We start from the raw sequence: 19,878 nt of genomic DNA, 5'->3' as shown, positions 1-19,878 counted from the left end.
CTCATCGACTCGTGGATCGCCCCCGTGGTCGGCGCTCCGGGAGAGGTGGTCGAGGTCGACGGCGTGCGCCATCTGTCGTGGCGCGGCGGGGAGTCGCCCTCCGTGCTGTTGCTGGGACACGTGGACACCGTCTGGCCGTGTGGCACCGCTGCGGAGCGGCCGTTCGGCGTGGACGGCGATCGAATCACCGGACCCGGCGTCTTCGACATGAAGGCCGGCATCGTCGTGATGGCGGAGGCGCTCGGGCGCGTCGCGGATCCTCAGGACGTCGCGATCCTCCTGACGAGCGACGAGGAGACAGGATCGCTGACGTCGAGAGCGCTCATCGAACGCGAGGCGAAGCGGTGTGGCGCCGTTCTCGTGCTCGAGCCCAGCTTGGACGGCGCGGTGAAGACCGCGCGAAGGGGTGGCAGCATCTACCGCGTCGAGGTGCACGGCCGCGCGGCGCACGCCGGCCTCGAACCGGAACGTGGACGCAATGCCCTGACCGAGCTCGCGCATCAGGTGCTGGCGCTGCCGGTGCTCGCCGACGCGAGCCTCGGCACGACGATCAGCCCGACCGTTGCGCGGGCGGGCACCGTCACGAACGCCATTCCGGACCATGCGGAACTCCGCATCGACGTTCGCGCATGGTCGATCGCCGAGCTGGAGCGCGTCCACCAGGGGCTGCTCGCGCTTCCCGCCCACACGCCCGACGTGAGCGTCGTGCTGCACGGCGGCATCAACCGGCCGCCGATGGAACCGAACGCCTCCCGCACGCTGCTCGCCGTGGCGCGCGCGGTGGCCGCGAAGCTGGGGCAGTCCGAACTGTGCGACGTCGCTGTCGGCGGGGCATCCGATGGCAACTTCACGGCCGCGGCCGGCGCGTCCACCCTCGACGGGCTCGGGCCGAAGGGCGGGGGCGCTCACGCGATCGACGAGTGGGTCTCACTCGCCTCGATGCTCGAGCGGATCGCTCTGATCGCCGGGACGATCGACGCGATCGCGGCAGATCACGTCGCTTGAGCCCCGCCGTCGCCGGGTGCGCGACGGACGATGCTCTCGATCATGAGGTCGAGTGCGGTCTCCCACGCCCGCGGGTCGCGGATGCCGGGAAGGCTCTGCCCGGCCCAGACGATATTGGGGTGGTCCGATTCCTCGAGCCTCCGGTAATCCATCTCCCAGGTGACCTCGTCGGCCTCGCGGATCTCCGCCGGCTGCGCCTCGATCGCCGCCTGGATGCTCGTCGCCGAGCGCACCAGTTGGCCCAGGGCGCGAGCGTAGAGGGCGGACTCCTCCGGGCCGTACCCACCCCGCCGGAGCGCGCCGATCATGAATTCCATGGAGCCGAAGTCCGTCGGCCGCCGGGTTGCCATCTGCAGGGCGAACTCGGGATACCGCATGTAGTGGTCGTGGATCAGGTGCGCCTGCGCGCGAATGTCGGCGACCCAGTCGTCGGTGGCGACCATCGCCCCGGCGTACGAGCGGGCGCGCAGGGTGTCGATCAGGACCAGCATCAGCTCGTCCTTGTCCCGGAAGTGGCGGTAGATGGAGGTGGGGTGCGCGCTGAGCTTCTCGCCGATGGCCTGGAAGGTGAGCCGATCGAGTCCCTCGCGCAGCGCGATCTCCTCGGCCGCTGCGACGATCACGTCCCTGCTCAGGGAGTCACGGGCGCGTCGCTTCCGGCCCGTGCTCGCCGACGCCGCCTGCACTGGTTTCGCCGTTGACACGCGTGTCCTCCATCAGAACTGGTTGCGGGGAAGAGCCCGACTCCGCCCCGTGCGGATCCGCACCCACCGTACAACACGGGAGTCTTCCACGTAGTCAACGACATTGACGACGCAAAATGGTGCACCTGCTTGCAAGTCAACGGTATAGTCATTCATGCTGATTACGGATGCCGCCTTGCGAAGGAGCTTGTGGATGACCGAAGCGATCGATCGACTCGACCAGCGGATGCGTGCGCGATTCGCGGTGCAGCACACCCTTGCGATCCGCCCGGCCCAGTCCGACCCCGACCTCGCGCTCGTCGTCGAGGACCAGCGAACCGAGTCGTTCGCGAGGCTCTGGAGAGCGGGCGAGGCGCCCGGCGACGAGTTGCCCTTCCCGGTCGCGGTCGGCGCGATCATCGCGGGCGAAGGGAGCGGATGGATCGTCGACCTCGCCGACGGCGGAGGCTCCGAAGTCGGCACGCTCGTCGCGACGAGCCTCGACGGCGAGCAACGAGTCGACCTCACCCCGGGTCGCGAGTCCTTCGTGCTCCGCGGCCTGGAGGCCAGCGCCGACGGCTCGCTCGTGCTCGCCTCGATCGTGGACGAAGCGGGCTACCACCTACTGGCGATCCCCGCCCGCCCCTGGGGGAACGCCTCCGTCGTGCATCGCACCTCGGCAGAGGCCTGGTACGGCCAGCCGTCGGCCGACGGCCGGCTCGCCTCGATGGACACCACCGATCACAACCCGGGCGTCCGCCGGGCCGCGGTCAGCGTCTTCGAGGTCGCGAGCGGCGCGCCGGTCGCGGTGCTGAACGACATGCCCGCCGGCCCGGTGCGGGCGGTGCGCTTCTCACCTGAGGTCGGCGACGAACGCCTCCTCGTCTCGACGGAGCAGACGGGCTACGCACGTCCGGCGATCTGGGACCCGGTGAGCGGCGCGCGCACCGACTACCCGGTGCCGGATCTCCGCGGCGAAGTCATCCCGCTCGACTGGCACCCGGCCACCGGGCGCATCCTCGCCGCCCATGTCGAGGACGGCATTCAGCGCCTCGTCGAGATCGACGAGCATTCGGGCGAGCACCGGGTGATCCGCACGGGCGGGAGCTTCGCCAACCCGGATGTCGCCGACGTGCACGCCTTTCAATGGGCGTCCTGGTACCGCGCCGGTGGGGAGCTCACGGCCCTCCGGTCCGCCTGGGATCTGCCCCTCCATGCTGAGCTCATCGATGCCGACGGCGACGTGACAGCGGGATTGCCGCCGGCGGCGACACCGGCCGGCGTGCCGTTCACCTCGCGGATGGTCGCGAGTGCCGACGGCACACCCGTGCAGGTCTGGCTCGGCCTCCCGCCGGAGCGCGAACCGCTCGGCACGGTCCTCGAGGTGCACGGCGGGCCGAACCTCGTCTTCCTGGACGAATACAGTCCGACGGCACAGGCCTGGATCGATGCCGGCTTCGCCTATGCGACCGTCAACTATCGCGGATCGGTGACATTCGGGCAGGCGTTCCGCGAAGGGTTCTGGGGATCGGGCGGCGACCGCGAGATCGAGGACATCGCCGCTGCGGTCGGCTGGCTGCGCGACCAGGGGCTCGGCCAACCGCACTCCACCTTCATCACCGGAGCGTCGTTCGGCGGGCATCTGACCCTCCTGAGTCTCGGCCGGCTTCCGGAGCTCTTCGCAGGCGGGTTCGCGCACGTCGCGGTCGCCGACTGGGAGGCGGCGATCGCGGCGATGAATCCTGCGGTCCGCGGCGTCTGGCAGACATGGGTGCCGCCGGAGGCGGTCGCACGTTACTCCGCGGTGAGCTACGTCGATCGGATCCGCGGATCCGCCTGGATCAACCAAGGCGCGCTCGACACCAGGACACCGATCGTCGGCGTGCAACGGTTCGTCGACGAGCTGGCCGAACGCGGCGGCGACGTCGTGCTGCGAATCTTCGACGGCGGCCACGAGCCGACCGGTCTCGATCTGCTCGAATCGGAGCAGCGGATCATGCTTGAGCTCGCCCTGCGCGCGCTCGAGGGGCGCCGCTGGAGCGACGGCAACAAGCGCGACATCGCCCCGGCGCCCCGTTCATAGCACTTAGTCACTTACGTTGACTATGGGCATTGCTAACCTTCCGCAATGCGCCTATAGTCAAACCACCCACCGGCCCTCGCCGGTGGTGGCACCGGACGTCTTCCCCCACGATCACGGAGTTCCCCAATGCAGAGGTCTCAGGTTTCACAGTCCCAGCGGCGTCGGCCGGTTCGCGCCGCCGCCGTGCTCATCGCGACGCTCGCCGTCGCTTCCGTCTCGGCCTGCTCAGCGACGAGCGCCGAGCCCACCGACACCCCTAACCTCACCGTCACGGACGGCGGCGAGCTCGTCATCGGTGCCGAGCAGGAGCCCGACTGCGCCGACTGGATCGCCACCTGCGCGGGCTCCATCTGGGGCAGCTACATCATGCAGGTCCCGACGATGCCCGTCGCATTCGAGACCCGCCTCGTCGACGACGTCTGGACCCCGGTCGCGTCCGACCTCATGAGCGAGGAGCCGGAAGCCGTCATGCAGGGCGACAAGCAGGTCATCACCTACCGCTTGAACCCCGAGGCGGTGTGGTCGGATGGCACGCCCATCACGTCGGCCGACTTCGCCTACACCGCAATGCAGATCCGCGACGGTGACGACATCTTCGACAAGAGCGGCTACACCGGCATCGAGTCGGTCGAGACGCCCGATCCGCAGACCGCGATCGTGACCCTCGGCAGCTCGTACGCCGGCTGGCGTTCGCTCTTCAGCGTCTACGGCGTCCTTCCCTCGCACCTCCTCGACGGGAAGGACCGCGCAGCGATCATGAAGGACGGGTACGACTTCAGCGGCGGACCCTGGAAGATCGAGTCCTGGGACCGCGGCACCTCCGTGACGCTCGTGCCGAACGAGGAGTACTGGGGCGAGCAGCCGCACCTCGACAAGGTCACCTTCATGTTCCTGCCCGACACCGCCGCCGCGTTCCAGGCGTTGAAGAGCGGCCAGGTCGATGCCCTGTACCCATCGGCGCAGCTCGACGCGCTGAAGCAGATCGAGGCCGGGCTGCCCGGCATCAGCTCATCGATCGACGCGCGCAGCGGCAACCTCGAGGCGCTCTGGTTCAACAACTCGGTCGCTCCGTTCGACTCGAAGGCGGTCCGCACAGCGATCGCGTACTCGCTCGACCGCGACGCGATCGTGAAGCGGCTGTTCGGTGAGCTCGGAATCGATTCGGCCCAGCAGAGCTTCAACACCCCCATCGTCGGCGCGTTCGGCGGTGACGACTTCGCCGAGTACACGAAGGATCTCGACCAGGTCGACGAGATCATGACCGACGACGGGTGGGAGAAGAACGCCGACGGCGTCTGGGCGAAGGACGGCGAGACCGCCTCGTTCACCCTCGAGACGCTCGCCGGCAACAAGCGGCGCGACCTCACCGTCCAGGTCATCCAGTCGCAGCTGCAGGAGGCCGGTTTCGAGATGGACATCAAGTCGGTCACCCCGGCCGACCTGTTCGGCACCATCGCACCGGAGGGCGACTTCCAGGCGGGCCTGTGGGCGATCGTGGACACCTTCCCGGAGCCCACGCTCAGCGCCTCGTTCACCTCGACGAACATCCCGAGCGAGGCGAACGGCTACTCCGGGATCAACTTCTTCCGCGCCGACATCCCCGAGCTCGACGGCCTGCTGGCGCAGGTCGACGACGAGCTCGACCAGGACGCACGCGTCGCGGCCTCGATCGAGGCCGACCGCCTGATCGCCGAGGAAGTGCCGTCGATCCCGATCGACACCGTGCCGAACGTGCTGCTCTGGAACCAGAAGGTCGGCGGTCCGCTGAGCATCAACCCGGTCGAGGGCCCGTTCTGGAACCTCGCGGCCTGGGGCCTCGCCGGCTGACGCCGGACCGGAACGGCTCAGGAGAGGACGACGTTGTTCACCTTCATCATCCGACGAGTGCTGTATTCGATCCCGGTGATCCTGGTGGCCTCTTTCGTGCTCTTCTGGGCCGTTCGCTCGACCTTCGATCCGCTCGCGAAGCTTCGGCAGGCGCAGGATCCCACCGCGGTCGCGCGCGAGATCGAGCGACTCGGGCTCGACCGCTCCATCCTCGAACAGTACTTCCTCTGGTTGCGGAGCTTCGTCACCGGTGACTGGGGTACGAGCTCGCGAACCGGTTCGCCAGTGCTCCAGCTCATCGGCGAGGCGCTCTGGCCGACCATCCAGCTCGCGTTCTGGGGACTGCTCGTCGCGGTCGTCGTCGCGGGCCTCGTCAGCGTCTACTCCGCCGTCCGGCGCTACTCGCTCGGTGACAACCTGCTGACCGGCACTGCGTACCTCGGCATCGCCATGCCCGCCTTCTGGTTCGGGCTCATCCTCATCCAGACCTTCGCGGTGTGGCCGAAGGAGCAGTTCGGCCTCGCCGAGCCCCCGCTGTACTTCATCGGACTGCACTCGCCGGGGCAAGAGGGCTTCAACCTCGACTACGTCAGGCACCTGGTGCTCCCCGTCGCGGCGCTCATGATCGCCCTGGTCGCGACCTGGAGCCGATTCGGCCGGGCAGCGATGCTCGATGCCATGTCGAGCGACTACGTGCGGACCGCACGCGCGAAGGGCGTGCCTCGACGACAGATCATCTGGCGGCACGCTGTTCGCAACTCGCTCGCCCCCTTCGTGACCGTCGTCGCGCTCGACGCGGCTGTGCTGATCGGCGGGCTCGTCGTGACCGAACAGATCTTCGCGATCCCGGGCATGGGGCGGCTCTTCCTCGACTCGCTCGTCGCCGGCGACGTCTTCGTGCTGCTGCCGTGGATGATCGTCGTCGCGATCGCCGTCGTGATCTGCAACCTGCTGGCCGACGTCGGCTACGCACTACTGGACCCGAGAGTGAGGCTGCGATGAGCGGGGCCGGATTGGCTGGGAACGAGGAACTCCTCGCCGAACAGGACGTGCAACAGGGGTCGGGTCGCCAGCTCCTGCAACGCTTCCTGAAGCATCGGCTCGCGCTCGGGAGCATGATTGTCCTGCTCGTGCTCATGATCGTGTGCTTCGGCGCCGACTGGATCGCCCCCTACCCTCAGGGCCAACAGGATCTGCTGCTCGGGCCGACAGCGCCGTCGGCCGAGCACCTGCTCGGCACCGACGAGCTCGGACGGGACTTCCTGAGCGAGATCCTCTACGCCGGACGCATCTCCCTCGCGATCGGCCTGTTCGTCGCCCTGCTGTCCACGCTCGTCGGCACGACGCTCGGCGCGGTCGCCGGCTATCTCGGCGGCTGGGTCGGTGAGCTCCTCATGCGTATCACCGACCTCTTCCTCATCGTCCCGGCGATCGCGCTGCTCGCGGTCATCGTGCAAGGTCTCGGTCCCTCGCCGGTCACGATCGTGTTCGCGCTCACCGCACTCGGCTGGACGTACATCGCGAGGGTGGTGCGGGCGCAGGTGCTCTCGCTCCGGGAGAAGGACTTCATCGAGGCCGCCCGCGGAATCGGGGCGTCGAACCTCCGGATCATCCTCGCTCACCTCCTTCCCAATCTCGCCGGCGTGGTCGCCGTCGGCATGAGCCTCGCCGTCGCATCCGCGATCATCGCCGAGTCGACCCTCAGCTTCCTCGGCTTCGGCGTGCAGTCGCCGCAGACGAGCTGGGGTTCCATGCTCAGCCAGGCCGCCGGGTACGTCGGCACGCCGCAGGTGTACCTCCTCTACTTCCCGGGGCTGTTCATCCTGGTCACCGTGCTCGCCGTCAACTTCATCGGCGACGGGCTGCGCGACGCCCTCGATCCGCAAGGGAAGCACCTGTGAGTACCGACATCCTGCTCGAGGTCGAGCACCTCTCCATCGGCTTCCCGACCGATTCCGGTCTCGCCCGCACGGTCGAGGACGTCTCCTTCGTGCTGCGCGAGGGGGAGACGCTGGGCATCGTGGGGGAGTCGGGCTCCGGGAAGTCGATGACCGCGATGGCGATCATGGGGATCCTGCCGAAGGCCGCCGTCGTGACCGGTTCGATCCGGTTCCGTGGTCGCGAGCTGGTCGGGCTCTCCGAGGACGAGCTTCGCGAGGTGCGAGGCCGGCAGATCGCGATCGTGTTCCAGGACGCGCTCACCGCCCTGAACCCGGTGATGACCGTCGGTGACCAGCTCATCGAGGCTGTCCGGGTGCATCGCCCCGACATGAGCGGGGAAGCGCGCCGTGCCCGCGCGATCGAGCTGCTGACCCTGGTTGGGATCCCCTCCCCGGACCAGCGGATGGCGCGCTACCCGCATGAGTTCTCGGGCGGCATGCGCCAACGAGTGATGATCGGCATGAGCATCGCGAACGAGCCCGATCTGCTGATCGCCGATGAGCCGACGACCGCCCTCGACGTCACCGTGCAGGCGCAGATCCTCGACGTCCTGCGCGAGGTGCAGGCCCGGACCGGCACGACCGTCATGCTCATCACCCACGACCTGGGCGTCGTCGCGGGCAGCGCCGACCGGGTCCTCGTGATGTACTCCGGTGGGGTCGTCGAGTCCGCCCCGGTCGAGCCGCTCTTCTACGAGACCGCGCACCCCTACACGGCCGGCCTCCTTGCTTCGTTGCCTCGCCTCGACCGGCGTTCCCGCGACGAGCGGCTGTTCCAGATCCCCGGGCAACCGCCCGTATCGACCGCCTGGCCGCCCGGCTGCCGATTCGCGCCCCGCTGCAGGTACGCGATCGCCGGCCGCTGCGACGTCGCGGTGCCACCGGCGGTCGAGGTCGGCGACGGGCATGTGGCGGCATGCGTGCGTGTCGGCGAATGGCAGGTGGAGGCACGATGACAGCGACACTCGAAGTCGGCGGGCTGGTCAAGGAGTACCGGGTCGGCGGCGGTGGGCTGTTCGGTCGCGGCGGCGAGATCGTCCAAGCGGTCTCCGACGTGAGCCTGGAGGTCGCTGCCGGCAGGACCTACGGACTCGTCGGCGAGTCCGGCTGCGGGAAGTCGACACTCGGCCGAACCGTCGCCCGCCTGCAGACCGCCACCGCCGGCACCATCGCCCTCGATGGCGAGGACATCACGTCGATCGGAGGCTCGGCGCTTCGCAGCCTGAGGCGACGCGTCCAGTTCGTCTTCCAAGACCCCTACGCGTCGCTGAACCCCCGAAAGACGGTGCGTGCGACGCTCAGCGAGCCGCTCGAGATCCACGGACTGCACCGGACCGACCGGGCGGCCCGGATCAACGAACTGCTCGAGCAGGTCGGGCTCGACCCTCGGCATGGCAGCCGATTCCCGCACGAGTTCTCGGGCGGTCAGCGTCAGCGCATCGGCATCGCCCGGGCCCTCGCCGTCGAGCCGTCGCTCATCGTCCTCGATGAGCCCGTGAGCGCGCTCGACGTCAGCGTCCAGGCCGGTGTGCTGAACCTGCTCGATGACCTCCAGCGAGACCTCGGCCTGGGCTACCTCTTCATCGCGCACGACCTCTCGGTGGTCAGGCACCTCAGCGACCGAGTCGGCGTGATGTACCTCGGCAAGCTCGTCGAGGAAGCCCCGGTGGATCAGTTGTTCGATCACGCGAAGCATCCGTACACCCAAGCGCTGCTGTCCGCGATCCCGGTCCCCGACCCCAGGGTCGAGCGCGGTCGGCAGCGGATCGTTCTCGGCGGCGACGTACCGAGCCCGGTCGACCCGCCGTCCGGATGCCGCTTCCGCACCCGGTGCTGGAAGGCGACCGAGCTCTGCGCGGCCGTCGAGCCGCCGCTCGCCGGGCTCGGCGACGGACAACGCGTCGCCTGCCACTACCCGGAGGAGCGGGCCGCCGTCTAGGTCCGCGCCCGTCCACCGAGCCGCTCCGCACACCGACGAAGACAGGAACTCTCCATGACTGAACGCGCCCACCGCATCGCCGTGATCCCCGGCGACGGCATCGGCACCGAGGTGGTCCCCGAAGGGATCCGCGCCCTCGACGCCGCCGCGAAGCGCTTCGGCATCCCGCTGGAGTACGAATGGTTCGACTTCGCCTCTGCACCGTACTGGCAGCAGCACGGGCAGATGCTGCCGGACGACTGGTTCGAGACGTTGCGCGGATTCGACGCCATCTTCTTCGGTGCCGTCGGCTGGCCCGACGTCGTCCCGGACCACGTCTCGCTGTGGGGAAGCCTCATCCAGTTCCGCCGCACCTTCGACCAGTACATCAGTCTGCGGCCCTGCCGGCTGATGCCCGGCATCGAGTCGCCCCTCGTCGGTCGCGGGCCGGGCGACATCGACTTCGTCGTCGTCCGCGAGAACACTGAGGGGGAGTACTCCGCGATCGGTGGCCGAATCTTCGACGGAACCGACCGTGAGGTCGTGATGCAGCAGACCGTCATGACTCGCACCGGCGTCGACCGGGTGCTGCGCTACGCATACGACCTCGCTGACCGTCGACCGAAGAAGCACATCACCTCCGCCACCAAGAGCAACGGGATCACGATCTCGATGCCTTACTGGGACGAACGATTCGCAGCCGTCGGCGAGGAGCACCCCGACATCGACCGTGATCAGTACCACATCGACATCCTCGCGGCGAACTTCGTCCTTCATCCCGACTGGTTCGACGTCGTCGTGGCGAGCAACCTCTTCGGCGACATCCTGTCCGACCTCGGACCGGCCTGCACCGGAACGATCGGCATCGCACCGAGCGCAAACATCAACCCCGAGCGCACCTTCCCGAGCCTCTTCGAGCCGGTCCACGGGTCAGCACCCGACATCGCCGGCCGTGGCATCGCGAACCCCATCGGCCAGATCTGGGCAGGCGCCATGATGCTCGACCACCTCGGCCACCCCGAAGCAGGCGACGCTATCGTCGCCGCGATCGAAGCCGTGCTCGAGATCTCCGACGACTCGATGCTCACCCCGGATCTCGGAGGTCGGGGCACGACGGTTCGACTCGGCAGCGAGATCGCCGAGGCGATCGAGGGGTAGGTTCCACGTGTTCTCCCTTCCCCGTCAGTACTCCCTACCGGTGCGGCCGGTCGGGCACGCCTGATGAAGGTGGTGGTAGCGCCCGACTCGTTCAAGGGAACTGTCGGTGCGGACGAAGCCGCGAAGCTGATCGCGGCCGGCTGGAAGACCCGACGCCCGGAAGACGAGCTCGTGCTCAAACCCATGGCGGATGGCGGTGAGGGGACTCTCGCAGCGCTCGCCACCGCCATTCCGGGCGCCTCGTGGGAGCACGCCCGAGTTTTCGGCCCAGACGGCAGGGCGATGAACGCGCCGTGGCTCATGCTCCCCGACGGGACCGCGGCTGTGGAGCTCGCGAGTGCTTCCGGCATCACTCTGATGGACGCGCTTTCGCCGCTCGATGCCCATACGTTCGGACTCGGTCAGGTCATTTCGACGGCGCTTGATGCGGGGGTCACCCGGGTCCTCGTCGCCCTCGGCTCGAGCGCATCCACGGACGGCGGGTCCGGCATGCTTTCGGCCCTCGGCGGACGATTCACCACTGCCGACGGCCAGCCGATCAGTCTCGGCGGTCGGGGGCTCATGGGGCTCCGAACCACCGATCTCGCAGGCCTTGCCCGTGTCCCGAGCAGGGGCGTGATCGGGCTGTCGGACGTCACCAATCCGCTGCTCGGACCGCACGGAGCGGCCGCCGTCTTCGGCCCGCAGAAGGGTGCCGATGCGGACGAAGTCGACATCCTCGAACGAGCGTTGGACCACTATGTCTCCGTTCTGGGTGAAGCGGGCGTCCGTGTCGCGCACGACTCCGCTGGTGCTGGGGCCGCCGGCGGTACCGGCTACGGGCTCATGGTCTGGGGCGCCAGCCTGGAATTGGGAGCATCGGTGGTCGCCGACGCGATCGGCCTCGCCGAAGCCGTCACCGACGCTGACTTCGTCATCACCGGAGAGGGCCAGTTCGACGGGCAGTCATTGGCAGGGAAGGTGCCCTCCGAAGTGCTCGGCATCGCGCGCCGTGCTCACGTTCCCACGGCACTCGTCGCCGGGAGGATCGTCGCCGCGACGGACGGGTTCGCCTTGGCCATCTCGTTGACGGAATCCGCAGGGTCGACCCGAGCGGCGATCTCCGACCCTCGCCGATGGCTGATCGACAGCGGGTCCCGCCTCGCAGCCAAGCTCGCCGTGGCGATTGCTCCCGCGGCTCCGCCCGATCGAACGGACATCCACTCATGAAACCCCGGTACGACGCCGTACTCTTCGATCTCCTGACCGCGCTCCTCGACTCGTGGTCGCTGTGGAACGCTGCGGCGGGCAGCGCGGAGCTCGGCGCGCGATGGCGCCAACGTTATCTGGAACTCACCTACGGGGCAGGCGAGTACCGCCCGTACGAGGCCGTCGTCGCTGAAGCGGCGCAGCAGGAAGGCGTCGGGCAGGCTGCGGTTCAGATGCTCGTCAACACCTGGGATGAACTCGAGCCATGGCCTGATGCACCAGAGACCCTCGGCCGGCTCGGTCAACACGTCCGGCTGGGCGCGGTCACCAACTGTTCGGAAGACCTCGGGCACCGCGCGGCTCGTCTCCTCAGGACTCCGCTCCAGGTCGTCGTGACGTCGGAACGGGCCGGCGCCTACAAGCCACGGCCGGAGCCCTATCGGCTCGCCCTGGACGAGCTTGGCACCGACCCGGCGCGAACGCTGTTCGTCGCGGGTTCGAAATTCGACATTGCGGGTGCCGCCGGCGTGGGGATGCCGGTCTGGTGGCACAACCGGATCGGCATGGATCGCGGTGACCTCCCGGCCCCGATATCCGAGCAGAGAACGCTTGCGCCGCTGGCCAACGAGGTGCTTGGCGTCGCATAGGCGCGTCACGATGCGGTGACGGCTGTCGGGCGATCGAGTCGGGGAGGTCTCGGGGCGCCTGAGCAACCTCGTCTCACTTCATGGGGATCGCTCAGCCCATGCGGACGGCCCAGCCCCGGCGCGTGCCGCGGGCGGGGCCGGAAGCCGCATGCGGCACCGGGGCCACGCACGAGGTCAGGTATTCGTCGACGCCGATTTCATGTGAGGCGCGCCTGGGCGGGCGCACATGTCGACGATCTGATGCGCGCACGCATACTCAACGGATATTGGTCCGAGGAGACCCCAAACGTTCCCAGCTCGTCCGTGTAGCATCGCACTCACAGCATCCGTTCTCTCAAGGAATCCCGGGTCATCCCGAGAAAAACCGAGGTTTCCGGATCGCGAGTGGCAGCTCGAGCAAGACCCCGTCGTTTCCGTGGTGTCGCGGGTTCGAGTCCCGCCCTCGCTACCAGAAATCTGGGGTTGATCTGGGGTTTCTTGTCCTATCGAAGGGCAAGGACTCGACGAGTTCAACGTGTATTCAACGCTTTTCCGTCGACGGCCGCGTTCAGCGGGCCTCAATGGGGAAGGTGTTCGAGCCGTCCCGAATCGCTTGGGACGGCTTGGTGCACCTATGGTCATGGACACCGAACGACTCTCCGGACTCGGCCTCGAGCCGGTCCCCACGACCAGCGAACTCGTCGTGCACGTACAGGCGATCTACGACCTGCGCGCTGCAGGCAGGGGACCTGCCGGCATCCTTGTCGGGCGCGAGATCAGGTATCGGGCCTCCGAGGTGCTCAGCTGGATGGACACGTTGCACGACCCCGTGCCATCCGATCGCGGGCGGTGAGTGCTGATGGTCGGGCGGACGCGTCTGCCGATCGGAACCTTCGGCGACGTCAAGACGAACCAGGTCGGGCCCGGACGGTTCCGCGCGTACGCACGCTTCCGCGACTGGGACGGCGAGACCCGGCAGGTCTTGGCGACCGCGGCGAGCCGGGGAGCTGCGAAGTCCGCGCTCAAGGTGCAACTCGCGACGCGGATGCGACTCGGCGACGGCGACACGCTCACCGCCGACTCGCCGTTCACGAAGCTCGCCGACGCGTGGATCGAAGACGTCCGCCGCGACGTCGATCGCTCCGACGCACGAAGGAGACCTACGCTCGCGAACTCCGGACGCTCATCGTTCCGTACTTCGAGCACTTCACCGTGCGAGAGGTCACGGTCAGCCGCGTCGATCGGTTTCTCAAGGATCAGCGAGACAAGTCCTTCGCACGAGCGAAGCATTCCCGCACCCTCCTCGGCATGATCATGGCGTTCGCGGTGCGGCAGGAGGTCATCCCGCGCAACCCGGTCAAGGAGGCCTCGCGGATGAAGGCGCCGAAGCACACTCCGAAGGCCCTCACTCCCGAGCAGATCGCGGCGATCCGTATCGCCGCACGTGACTGGCGGACTGGCGAAGACGTCAAGGGCCGAAGCCCGACGGCCAGGTGCGCGACCTCATCGAGGTCATGCTCGGCACGGCCACTCGAATCGGCGAGACACTGGCGTTGCGCAAGTGCGACGTCGACATGACCGCCGATCCGCTGCGGGTGAGCATCACCGGCACCATCGTGGTCCGCGCAGGAATGGGCGCGTTCCGGCAGGAGCACCCGAAGACGCACGAATCGGTTCGCACGGTTGCGGTGCCGGCGTTCGCCGCCGAGGTAATCCGGCGGCGGCTCGCCCTCATCGCAGGCGAGGGCGCAGAGCACCCGCTCTTCTTCACGAAGCACGGAACTCCGCTCGCACCGCACAACGCACGGCGCACGTTCCGCGAAATCCTCAAGGAGGCCGGACTTGAGGGGTTGAATTTCTCGCGGCACGCGTTCCGGCGTACCGGAGCGACCCTATTGGCGAATGCGCTCGACCTGCAGGCTGCAGTCGACATGCTCGGGCACGCCTCGACGTCGACGACGAAGAAGCACTATGCGGAGCCCGACAGGTCGGTGAAGCCGCTGTCCGCAGTGGTGCTGCAGAGGCTCGCTCCCACTCCTGATTGAGGTACGGCCGGAGCCGTCCCGTCAGGTTAGGAGAAGCGCGAAATTGCGCGGTGTGGGCTGCAGCTCGCCTTCGAGCTCGCGAGTTCTCCGCAAGACTGGGCTGCGACGACCGACGTGCCCGCCGCACCGAGCCTCACCGATTTCACGCTCGTGCAGACCGAGTTCGAGTACTCGATTCTGCGCACCGCGGTCGTACTCGTCGCAGTATTCGCAGCGATCGTGCTCGTGGTCGCGGTGCTCGTCGTGCTGCGGCGTCGACGGCGACGGAACCGGACACAGCCGGCCCCGTCGACCCGGCGATAGCTGCTGATCGTTCCGCGCACCGCGCCAGCGCCGGCGCATCTCTGCCGGCATACCGGTCTCACTATTGCGATGCGACAGAAAGTTCGTAGAACCGCTCACCCGTGCGTGCCTTGACGGCGGCGCGCGAGTCTGCATCATCCCCTACAATTCGCAGAACCCTCATGGCCCAGTCGCTGAAGCCACGGCTCCCTGCTCGACCGCTGCTTACCGGCCAATCGCTGCCGAGCATCGCCCGCTCCGCGCCGAACACTTGGAGCGCATGCTCAAGGAAGGCATCGGCGTTCTGGTCGTACGTCCGGGTCTCGCACACCTCAGGTGCAAGACCCGAAAGTTTCACGCACGCATTCGGCAATTCGGCGATGGCGCGGAGCTCCTCGGCCCAGGCCCGACCGGCGCTGCTGTCGATGCCGGCAGCGAGCGGCGGATTGCCGAGGTGGTCGATGACGACGGAGAGTGTGGGCGGCACTGAGGCGAGAAGCCCACGCAGTGCGGGAAGCTGGGCATGTCGCACGCATGCGTCGAATGTCAGCCCACGAGCGGCGAGCTCACAGAGGCCCGCGCGCAACCGGGCATCCGCGAACCCTTCAACCGGCTCGCCCTGCAGGACATGTCGGATTCCTACGACCCGACCGACCTCATCGAGTGCATCGAGGTGGAACCCCAAGGCATCGCCCGACCTCAAGTCAGCCCCTGCGACGATGCCGACGAGCTCAGGCCACTTGGAGGATGCAACCCAGCGTGCCTCCTCGAGTGCCTGCTCGTTCCGGCAGTCGGCCTGCACGAACACCATACGATCGACGCGCCCACCGTCGCGATCGATGTCGTGCGGTAGGAACGACTGGTTCAACGTGGGCGCCTCCGCAAGCCACGGATATTCGAACCGCGCAGGATCCCACACGTGAACATGCGTATCGAGGAACGTCACCGTTGCGCCTCGCCTCTTTCGTTCACAGCATCACCCGTGGAGACGCCGATTCACTCGAGGCGCGGCCGCGCGGGCGATGCGGAGATCATCTTCGCCGTCCACCCGCCGCTGATCCGCGAGACTCCAGACGACCTCCAGCGGCGCGAAGGCGGGGGTTCCCTCCGGCCCGAAGAACTCATCGACGAACCGGCCGATATCTGATTGCCACTGGTCGTTCGCCGGATCGCCGTTGATCGCGGCGATCGCCTGCTCGAAGTCGTCGCAGTCGATCAGATGGAACAGGCGAATGCCGGATCGCCAGATGACCCAGTCGTGGATGCCCACCCGGTCGAACAGTTCGCGCAATTCGGCGGGAACGCGTGCGTGATGCTCGCAGTACTCATCGATCGCGCCAACGCTGATGGTCGAATGCAATCCAACCCGCATGGTCCCTCCATATCTGCGATCCGCCCCCTGCTTCGATGGTTGCCTGACCGCTCATGTCGGGCGCACGACCTCGGACTCGGAACATATTCAGCTGATGATTCAGCGCCTTAAGGTAATTGAACGGCGCAATCCTTGCACACTCTCCCACAATTGGTATAACGTTTCGAGCGATTTCCGCGATCTCTGGAGGAGCACGAATGCGCACCCGACAGCTCGCCAACGGTCTGGCCTTGACGGAGATCGGTTTGGGAGCAGCCCAGTTCGGCAACCTCTTCCGCGAATCAACAGACGAGGCATCCGACGATGCCGTTGACGCGGCATGGTCGGCAGGCATCCGCTACTTCGACACCGCCCCCCACTACGGTCTCGGCCTCTCGGAGCGGCGCCTGGGCTCCGCGCTGAAGGAGTACCCGCGGGACGAGTACGTCGTCTCGACGAAGGTCGGCCGCCTACTGGTACATGACCCGTCAGGCGCTGGCCGGCTCGACGAGGGATTCGTGGTGCCGGCGACGACGCGGCGGGAGTGGGACTTCTCCCGAGATGGGATCCTCCGGTCGCTCGAGTCGAGCCTCGATCGGCTGGGTCTCGCACACGTGGACATCGTCTATCTCCACGACCCCGACCAGCACGAGGATCAGGCTTCGCGGGAGGCGTTCCCAGCCCTGATCGAACTGCGCGAACAGGGCGTCGTACGGGCTATCGGCGCCGGGATGAACCAGTCGGCGATGCTCGACCGCTTCGTCGTCCGACACGACATCGACGTGGTCATGCTCGCCGGGCGGTACACGCTGCTCGAGCAGCCGGCGCTCGACGACCTCCTGCCACGCGCCGTAGAGCGCGGTGTCTCGGTGGTCGCGGCCGGCGTCTACAACTCCGGGCTGCTCGCGTCGCCGCGGCCTCAGGCCGATGCGAAGTACGACTACCAGGCGGCACCGGCGGAGCTCGTGCGACGAGCCAATGCGATCGCCGACGTCTGCGATGAGTTCGGCATCACGCTGCCCGACGCCGCCGTGGCGTTTCCGCTGCGGCATCCGGCCGTCGCATCCGTCGTCGTCGGTACGCGCACGGCGGATCACGTCTCCAGCTCGGTCGAACGCTACAGCAAGCCGATTCCCGATGAATTCTGGGGCGAACTCATCGAGCGCGGCCTGCTTCGCCCGGACGTGCTCGGGTGAGTTCAGGAGTGCTGTTCGCCTGGCGTCGCCGGATGCTCGGCGATGAAGTCCTCCACACCCAACACATGCACGAGCATCCGCAGGCGAGCCCGCTCAGGGTCGCGCGATCGCAATGCCTCCAGCACCGCGCGATGCTCCTCCTGGGTTCGGTGGAGGGCGCCCTGGTCGTGGATGGCTCGCCAGAGCCGGGCGCGTGCGGTGCGGCCGATCAGCGCCTCGATGATCGCCGCGAAGGCGGGGTTTCCGCTCGCCCGCGCGATGATGCGGTGGAACTGGGTGTCGACGTCGATCGTCGCCTCCAGATCGACGTCAGAGCCCGAGAGCAGGGCGTCACCGCGGTCGAGCACCTCGGTTGCGACGGCAAGGTCCTCGTCGCTGACGAGAAGGGCCGCCTTCGCCGCGGCTTCGGGTTCGAGCACCCGTCGCACGGCGAGCAAGTGCACGCTCGACTCGGGACTCTGCAGATCGGCGAGAAAACTCAGGGGGCCGAAGAGCGTGGTCGCGTCGAGGCTCGTCACGTAGGTGCCGTCACCCTGCCGGGTCTCGAGTACCCCGAGAATCACCAGCGCGCGGATGCCCTCGCGGAGGGGACCTCGCGACACGCCGAACTGCGAGCACAGGTCGCGCTCGACCGGCAGCCGAGACCCCGGCTCGAGCACTCCCTCGGTGATCATGTCCCGGATGCGGTCGATGACCACTGCCGACTGCGAGCGTGGGGTCGCGTCGGGAGTCAGCATGGCCACATCATAGATCGCCCGCCACGCACGCGTCGGGCATTCGTCTGACCACCGTCCGACCACCGGGCAAACCCGGTCCAAACCCCGAAGAGATCGGAGAGTGCATGAAACTGGCCAGACACGGCGATGCCGGGAACGAGATCCCGGTCATCCTGCACGCCGATTTGGCGTATGACCTGCGGCCGATCACGAAAGACATCGACGGCGACTTCCTTGCGCGCGGCGGCCTCGATCAAGCGCGTGCCGCGTTTGTCGAAGGACGGCTCGCCTCCCTCTCGACCGTCGGGTTGCGCAGAGGTGCTCCAATCGCCCAGCCGGGCAAAGTCGTGTGCATCGGGCTGAACTATCGCGACCACGCGGAAGAGACCGGCGCCGCGATCCCGCGCGAGCCGGTGGTCTTCATGAAGGACCCGTCCACCGTGGTCGGACCTTTCGACGACGTGTACATCCCTCGAGCCTCAACCAAGACGGACTGGGAGGTCGAACTCGGCGTGGTGATCGGCCGAGAGGCCCGCTACCTCGGATCTCCCGAAGACGCGCTCGCCGTCGTCGCGGGCTACGCGGTCTCGCATGACGTCTCGGAACGGGAGTTCCAACTCGAACGCGGCGGCCAATGGGACAAGGGCAAGAGCTGCGAGACGTTCAACCCGCTCGGACCGGTGCTCGTCACCGCGGACGAGGTGCCCGATCCACAGGACCTCGGGCTCCGTCTGAGCGTCAACGGCCAGGTCCGCCAGGACGGCTCGACCGCGAACATGATCTTCCCTGTCGCTCACGTGATCTGGTACCTCAGCCAGTTCATGGTGCTGCGCCCCGGCGACCTCGTGAACACGGGAACACCGGCCGGCGTCGCACTGGGGCTCCCGGGCACGCCGTACCTTCGCGCGGGCGACGTGGTCGAACTGTCGATCGATGGATTGGGTACGGCGCGACAGGAGGTGCGGCAGGCATGAACGCGAACGAGTTCGACGGTCTCGTCGCCATCGTGACAGGCGGTGCGAGCGGAATCGGGCTGGCGACCGCCCACGAGTTCGCCGACCGCGGCGCGCGGGTCGCCGTCCTCGATCCGGTGATCGAGGGTCTCCCTGAAGGGCTGCTCGGCGTCCCGTGCGATGTCACCGACCGCGCATCGGTCGACGCCGCGATCGGTCGTGTGCGGGCGGAGCTCGGGGGTATCGACATCGTCGTGAACAACGCCGGCATCAGTGCTGTCGGCACGGTCGAGGAGAATTCCGACGATGACTGGGCGCGAGTGCTCGACGTCAACGTGATCGGCATGGCGCGCGTGTCCGCGGCGGCGCTGCCGTCGCTGCGCGAGTCCAGCGCTGCGGCGATCGTCAACGTCAGCTCGATCGCCGCCCTGAACGGACTCCCGCAGCGCGCCCTGTACAGCGCCTCCAAGGGTGCGGCCCTCGCGCTGACGTTCGCGATGGCGACCGACCACGTGCGCGAGGGCATCCGCGTCAACTGCGTGTGCCCCGGCACGGTCTCCACTCCATTCGTCGAGCGGATGCTGCTGCGGTTCGCAGACCCCGTCGCAGAGCGCGCCGCCCTCGATGCGCGGCAGGCCACTGGGCGGATGGTCACTCCCGAAGAGGTCGCGCTCTCGATCGTGTTCCTCGCTTCGCCTCGATCGGCATCGACGACCGGGACCGCGCTCGATGTGGACGGCGGGGTCACTCACCTCCGCGTACGCCCGCAGACGGACGGCGGCTGACTCGCGGCAGAGCGACAGCATCGGCCCGGCGCCCCAGATATGGGACGCCGGGCCGATCCGCGCAACGGCGGATGCTATTTCACCGTCTCGGTCGCTCCTCCCTCTACGTTGGTTGCTCCAAC

18 protein-coding genes and 1 pseudogene are annotated in these 19,878 nt (G+C 67.8%); 15 read left to right on the top strand and 4 right to left on the bottom strand.

All coding sequences use genetic code 11. The annotated features are described in order from the left end of the window. The first annotated feature begins 24 nt into the window (after positions 1-24). Positions 25-1,005: a M20 family metallopeptidase gene (locus tag ACWGPE_RS01745; protein WP_376930838.1), complete on the top strand. Its 981-nt coding sequence runs from the start codon at positions 25-27 to the stop codon at positions 1,003-1,005. Here the strand turns inward: ACWGPE_RS01745 and ACWGPE_RS01740 are convergent. After that, positions 993-1,628 carry a TetR/AcrR family transcriptional regulator gene (locus ACWGPE_RS01740; protein ID WP_275506181.1) on the bottom strand — a complete coding sequence of 212 codons (636 nt, stop codon included), beginning with the start codon at positions 1,626-1,628 and terminating at the stop codon, positions 993-995. The genes ACWGPE_RS01745 and ACWGPE_RS01740 overlap by 13 nt on opposite strands. 274 nt (positions 1,629-1,902) lie before the next feature. Between ACWGPE_RS01740 and ACWGPE_RS01735 the strand changes: the two genes are divergently transcribed. The 11 genes and pseudogenes from ACWGPE_RS01735 (at position 1,903) to ACWGPE_RS01685 (ending at position 14,776) form a co-directional block, all read left to right on the top strand. After that, positions 1,903-3,771, top strand: coding sequence for a prolyl oligopeptidase family serine peptidase (locus ACWGPE_RS01735; RefSeq protein WP_452047969.1), 1,869 nt, complete (start codon positions 1,903-1,905; stop codon positions 3,769-3,771). A gap of 126 nt (positions 3,772-3,897) precedes the next feature. Then, a complete protein-coding gene (locus tag ACWGPE_RS01730) occupies positions 3,898-5,598 on the top strand; it encodes an ABC transporter substrate-binding protein (protein WP_275506183.1) in 1,701 nt (566 codons plus the stop codon). A 33-nt stretch (positions 5,599-5,631) separates the two neighbouring features. Continuing rightward, positions 5,632-6,600: an ABC transporter permease gene (locus tag ACWGPE_RS01725; RefSeq protein ID WP_275506184.1), complete on the top strand. Its 969-nt coding sequence runs from the start codon at positions 5,632-5,634 to the stop codon at positions 6,598-6,600. After that, the gene (locus tag ACWGPE_RS01720) at positions 6,597-7,499 is read left to right on the top strand and encodes an ABC transporter permease (RefSeq protein WP_275506185.1); all 903 of its coding nucleotides are present in this window, start codon (positions 6,597-6,599) and stop codon (positions 7,497-7,499) included. Before ACWGPE_RS01725 ends, ACWGPE_RS01720 begins: the two co-directional genes overlap by 4 nt. Then, positions 7,496-9,477 (top strand): annotated as a pseudogene (locus tag ACWGPE_RS01715) (ABC transporter ATP-binding protein). Before ACWGPE_RS01720 ends, ACWGPE_RS01715 begins: the two are co-directional and overlap by 4 nt. A gap of 54 nt (positions 9,478-9,531) precedes the next feature. Then, entirely contained in the window at positions 9,532-10,614 is a 1,083-nt protein-coding gene (locus ACWGPE_RS01710) for a tartrate dehydrogenase (RefSeq protein WP_275506188.1), read from the top strand. A gap of 63 nt (positions 10,615-10,677) precedes the next feature. After that, on the top strand, positions 10,678-11,823 hold the full coding sequence (locus ACWGPE_RS01705; protein ID WP_452047968.1) for a glycerate kinase: 1,146 nt from the start codon (positions 10,678-10,680) through the stop codon (positions 11,821-11,823). Further along, complete coding sequence (locus ACWGPE_RS01700; RefSeq protein WP_452047967.1) at positions 11,820-12,449, top strand: HAD-IA family hydrolase; 630 nt, start codon at positions 11,820-11,822, stop codon at positions 12,447-12,449. Before ACWGPE_RS01705 ends, ACWGPE_RS01700 begins: the two co-directional genes overlap by 4 nt. Before the next feature lie 619 nt (positions 12,450-13,068). Continuing rightward, on the top strand, positions 13,069-13,281 hold the full coding sequence (locus ACWGPE_RS01695; protein ID WP_231428770.1) for a helix-turn-helix transcriptional regulator: 213 nt from the start codon (positions 13,069-13,071) through the stop codon (positions 13,279-13,281). A 640-nt stretch (positions 13,282-13,921) separates the two neighbouring features. Beyond that, positions 13,922-14,473: a site-specific integrase gene (locus ACWGPE_RS01690; protein ID WP_452047966.1), complete on the top strand. Its 552-nt coding sequence runs from the start codon at positions 13,922-13,924 to the stop codon at positions 14,471-14,473. A 114-nt stretch (positions 14,474-14,587) separates the two neighbouring features. Further along, entirely contained in the window at positions 14,588-14,776 is a 189-nt protein-coding gene (locus ACWGPE_RS01685; protein ID WP_231428768.1) for a hypothetical protein, read from the top strand. 61 nt (positions 14,777-14,837) lie between these two features. On the opposite strand, the gene ACWGPE_RS01680 is transcribed toward ACWGPE_RS01685, so the two are convergent. Together ACWGPE_RS01680 and ACWGPE_RS01675 are read right to left on the bottom strand one after the other, a co-directional pair. Then, positions 14,838-15,701, bottom strand: a complete 864-nt coding sequence (locus ACWGPE_RS01680) for an amidohydrolase family protein (protein WP_231428767.1) — start codon at positions 15,699-15,701, stop codon at positions 14,838-14,840. 30 nt (positions 15,702-15,731) lie between these two features. Beyond that, entirely contained in the window at positions 15,732-16,115 is a 384-nt protein-coding gene (locus tag ACWGPE_RS01675; protein ID WP_452047965.1) for an L-rhamnose mutarotase, read from the bottom strand. 209 nt (positions 16,116-16,324) lie between these two features. On the opposite strand from ACWGPE_RS01675, the gene ACWGPE_RS01670 reads away from it, so the two are divergent. Further along, positions 16,325-17,302, top strand: a complete 978-nt coding sequence (locus tag ACWGPE_RS01670; protein WP_231428765.1) for an aldo/keto reductase — start codon at positions 16,325-16,327, stop codon at positions 17,300-17,302. A gap of 2 nt (positions 17,303-17,304) precedes the next feature. On the opposite strand, the gene ACWGPE_RS01665 is transcribed toward ACWGPE_RS01670, so the two are convergent. Continuing rightward, positions 17,305-18,039 (bottom strand): FadR/GntR family transcriptional regulator, encoded by a 735-nt coding sequence (locus ACWGPE_RS01665; RefSeq protein WP_255680038.1) that lies wholly within the window; start codon positions 18,037-18,039, stop codon positions 17,305-17,307. Positions 18,040-18,143: 104 nt separating this feature from the next. Between ACWGPE_RS01665 and ACWGPE_RS01660 the strand changes: the two genes are divergently transcribed. Beyond that, complete coding sequence (locus tag ACWGPE_RS01660) at positions 18,144-18,992, top strand: fumarylacetoacetate hydrolase family protein (protein WP_231428763.1); 849 nt, start codon at positions 18,144-18,146, stop codon at positions 18,990-18,992. Next, the gene (locus ACWGPE_RS01655) at positions 18,989-19,756 is read left to right on the top strand and encodes an SDR family NAD(P)-dependent oxidoreductase (protein WP_231428762.1); all 768 of its coding nucleotides are present in this window, start codon (positions 18,989-18,991) and stop codon (positions 19,754-19,756) included. Before ACWGPE_RS01660 ends, ACWGPE_RS01655 begins: the two co-directional genes overlap by 4 nt. The last annotated feature ends 122 nt before the right edge of the window (positions 19,757-19,878 follow it).

The organism is Agromyces sp. NPDC055658 (genome assembly GCF_053618155.1).
This window is presented reverse-complemented; position numbering and strand designations above follow the sequence as displayed.